This is a genomic window from Palaeococcus sp. (in: euryarchaeotes), assembly GCF_053987695.1.
This window is the reverse complement of sequence record NZ_JBMXHE010000083.1, coordinates 1-3,498: the sequence shown is the minus strand read 5'-3', so window position 1 is coordinate 3,498 and position 3,498 is coordinate 1. Positions and strand designations below refer to the sequence as shown.

The 3,498-nt window shown below is 46.3% G+C and carries 2 protein-coding genes; both read right to left on the bottom strand.

All coding sequences use genetic code 11. The annotated features are described in order from the left end of the window. Nucleotides 1–83: 83 nt before the first annotated feature. Entirely contained in the window at nucleotides 84–509 is a 426-nt protein-coding gene (locus ACXJGZ_RS07000) for a translation initiation factor IF-2 subunit beta (RefSeq protein WP_293253634.1), read from the bottom strand. 11 nt (nucleotides 510–520) lie between these two features. Then, nucleotides 521–3,498, bottom strand: a 2,978-nt coding sequence (locus ACXJGZ_RS06995) for a hypothetical protein (RefSeq protein ID WP_456398785.1), incomplete at its 5' end; no start/stop codon positions are given.

The window sequence follows — 3,498 nt, the reverse complement described above, 5'->3', positions numbered from 1 at the left end:
TATAAACTCATCAAAATTACTTTTTTCTTTTGAAAGCCTTGCCCTTCAAGGTCAATTGAAGAAAATTAAATAGAGAGAAGAACTCAAAGATGGGCAATGGGTGTTTCAGCACCGCAAGCCTCACATTTAAGGTAGTGGAAGCGTCCTTTTTTGATGATCTTTGTATCGGGTGCTCCACAGACCGGACAGATCACATACTCCTTGAGGTACTTCTTGAGTTTGTTCCCTATTAGGTAGGGAGTAAAGCGGCCCTGCAAAATAACACGCCTTCCTTCCAAAGATCCTGCCGTGGCGACCTCCTTCAATACGAACTTCAGCAAGTGCTGAGGGTCTCTATTCATAGCCTCTGCTATGTCCATGAAGTTGTCAATGATTGTCTTGTTTCCCTCTATCGTAACGGAAGCAGGGGGAACTTCAAATCTTGAGCCGTGGTGCTTCACATTCTCAGGAAGCTCCTCATAGGCTTTTTCCAAAAGTCCTTCATAATCGTAAAACTTTTCTTCTATCATCTTTCCACCTCCTATGCTACACGATAATAGCCATCCCTTGGACTGTAAAGCTGGCCCTCTTTAAAGAGCCTCTCAAGCAGTCTTTCCGCTTCATCCTCCTTCATGCCGCTCTCAACGGCTTCCTTTATAATCTCTTCCCTGGGTGCTCCCCATTCCTTGGTATTCTCAAGCCGCTTTATAATGGTTATCATCCTCTCAATCTTGTTGATCTGCTTTGAGGATTTTCCTACCTCCAGAATGGAAATGTCAAACTCTCCACTCTCATCCGTTGCGACCTGCTTTAGTGTGTACTCCATTATATCAATAGCCCTTTTTGCGTCTTCCCTCGTGACAACCTCACTCAGGCGCATTCTTGCATGAGCCTCGCTCAATCTTATAAGGGCTTCAAGCTGCCTCGCGGTTATGGGCATCGGCTTGACCCCTTCATCTCCGTTCCCTATGCCTCCCATCTTTCTCATCCGTATGTAGTAGCGCTTAATCTCGTCCATTGCCTCCTTGCTCAGAACGGGGTGAATGTTCTTCCTCGCATAGGCTATGTATTTTTTGAGCAGGTCATAGGGAACCTTTGGCGTGACAGCCTCCGCCTCTCCCCTTCTAACTTTGAGGATGTGGGTGGCTATTTCGGAATCCATGGTATCATCGGGCTCATCAAGAAGCACAAATATCAAATCAAACCTGCTCAAAAGCGTTGGCGGCAAATCGAGCTGCTCCGGAAGTGGTTTGGCTCTATTGAACCTTCCATATTTTGGATTCGCAGCCGCTATAACCGTTGTCCTTGAGTTCAGCGTTGCTGTAATGCCCGCCTTGCTTATGCTTATGGAGTTGTGGAGCACCATACCGTGGGAGACAAAGAGGTTGTAGGGTTCGACGGTGATGTCGTAAACCCACTCGGAGTCTTTATTTTTTACACTTTCAGCTCCCTCCACGAGGAGGAAGGAGACGGAATAGCTCTTTTCTACGGTCCGGTGAATCATGGCCTCTGCTTTCTCCAGTTTTGACAATGCAAACCTCTTAACGTCCTCAAAGAGTTCTCTGTCTCTGAGAGCTTTATTTACCAGCTGGGGTTTTATAAATCCAAAAGAGCGTTCTGCCTCCAGTGGGTGGATTGTTTTGAATACTGCATCCGCGTTATCCTCAAGCACGGCTCTCCTGCGCTCATCAATGTCCCTTAGGGCTTCATTTGCAAGGATCAAAAATTCTTTCCTGTTGAGGTATGTTCTTGTGTTGTTTCTCTGGATTATTCTCTTGTTGCTGATTTTAACAAAGTGCAGGGCACTGTAGATTTCATGGAGGAACTCAATGGGCACTAAGTCCACTTTTTTTTGCTCTTCCACTATATAGAACCTGTTTACCCCGCGCTTAATTCTCGTGAGTTTTCCAAGTGAGAGGAAGAAGTCCTGGATGTCCTCCGCAAGCTTTTTGTCTTTGACCGTTATTGTGTTCTTTGAGTAGGGGAGTGACTTCAGTGTTTTTATGAACTCAAGCTTAGCTTTCTCATCAGCTGTAAACACTTCCTTCGGAAGTCTTCCTTTTTTGTCCCACTCTATTGATGATGCGGTGATATCAAAGGGATACTCTCTCACAGCCAGCACGAGGTCTTTTCTCTTCACATCTTTAGCGGGAACCTCAACTATGCCTTTATTCCATATCATTATCGGGTGTTCTGGAGTAACGGTTATCTCGCGTCCATTGCTGAAAGTCAGCTTGATGAACTCTTCGGGTGCTCTGTGGCGGCTTACCCTTGAGGCTCTGGCTTTTATGATTTTGTGGGACTTCAGGTCGTAGGCTAAAAGATGTATTCCTTCGACGGGCAGGACTTCGGTATCCTTACCGGGTATCACATTATCGCGGTTCTCTTCAATGAGCCTATCAACAAACTCGCCGATTTTAACCTTCCTCCCATCGGCTAAAAGGAGCTCAAAGTCCCGGTGATAGCTCTGCTGCTCAAGTGCCTCGTGTATAGCGCTCCTATCACGGTCGTTCATCTTATCAAATTCGTCTATGCAGTTATGGACCACTACTCCCTCGGCGAGGAAGTTGTGAAGGTTTGGAACGTAGAGATCGTAAACGTAGCCCTCATAGGGAATTCTCTCAATTGAAACAATTTTGTCCCTGTTTGGCTTCAACATAGAGTCCATAGCTATTATCAAGTCACCAACTTTAAATTTCCCTGCCTCCCTCCATTTTAATGTTTTTCCATCGATCAACCAATGATCGGGTGTAAGGGTTAGTTCGTTTCCGGAGCGGAGCTTTATTCTAATAAGCTCACCCTTCCAGGGTTTTCGTCTGAGGACGGTTGCGGTGGCTTTCTCGCTCGTCATGCTATTAATATTAAGAGATACCACTTCAAGGTTGCACTCCTGGATATCAACAACTTCGCCATTAGATTTAGCTTTATATGCCTTTGAGGGATCAAAGAGCTCCTCAACCCGCCTGTATTCTCCGTTGACGAGGACTCTTGAGTCCGGATGAAGGCACGCAATACCCATGTCTGCCAGCACCAAAACACCCGCTTCGAGCACCCAGGAGCCTGTTAGCTCGTCTCTCACAGCGGCAGCAGTGTTGTGGACGAGGAAGCCGTTTGCAATGAAGCTGTGCGAGCCTTCAACGGTCAGGTCATATACGTGCTCATAGGGGCTGTCTACCGTTTTCACCCCTCTGATCCTCTCCCACAGGATTTCGGAGTATGCAAGCTCCTCTAAAAACGTTAGTTTCCCCTTAATCTTCTCCTCTTTCTCTATTATCTCGCTGAGGATCCAGGCCAGTTCGCTGTAGGCTTTATTATCTTTATCCTCCAAAATCTTTGCAATGCTCCCGAGTAAACTATAGGGTATCGTTCTCCAGTGTTTTCTCTTGAAAAGCTCGTAGAACTGCTTATACTCCATCCCACACTCCTCTGGTTTGACGAGTTCACCAATCCTCTGTCTGAGATCTTCCGGAAGTTCAACAGGAACCGCGGAAATTGTAGCTTTATCCTTCAGTCTCTCGA

Bases quoted from the DNA above. Each gene is read 5' to 3' on its own strand.
- ACXJGZ_RS07000 (WP_293253634.1), bottom strand. From the start codon at position 509: ATGATAGAAGAAAAGTTTTACGATTATGAAGGACTTTTGGAAAAAGCC.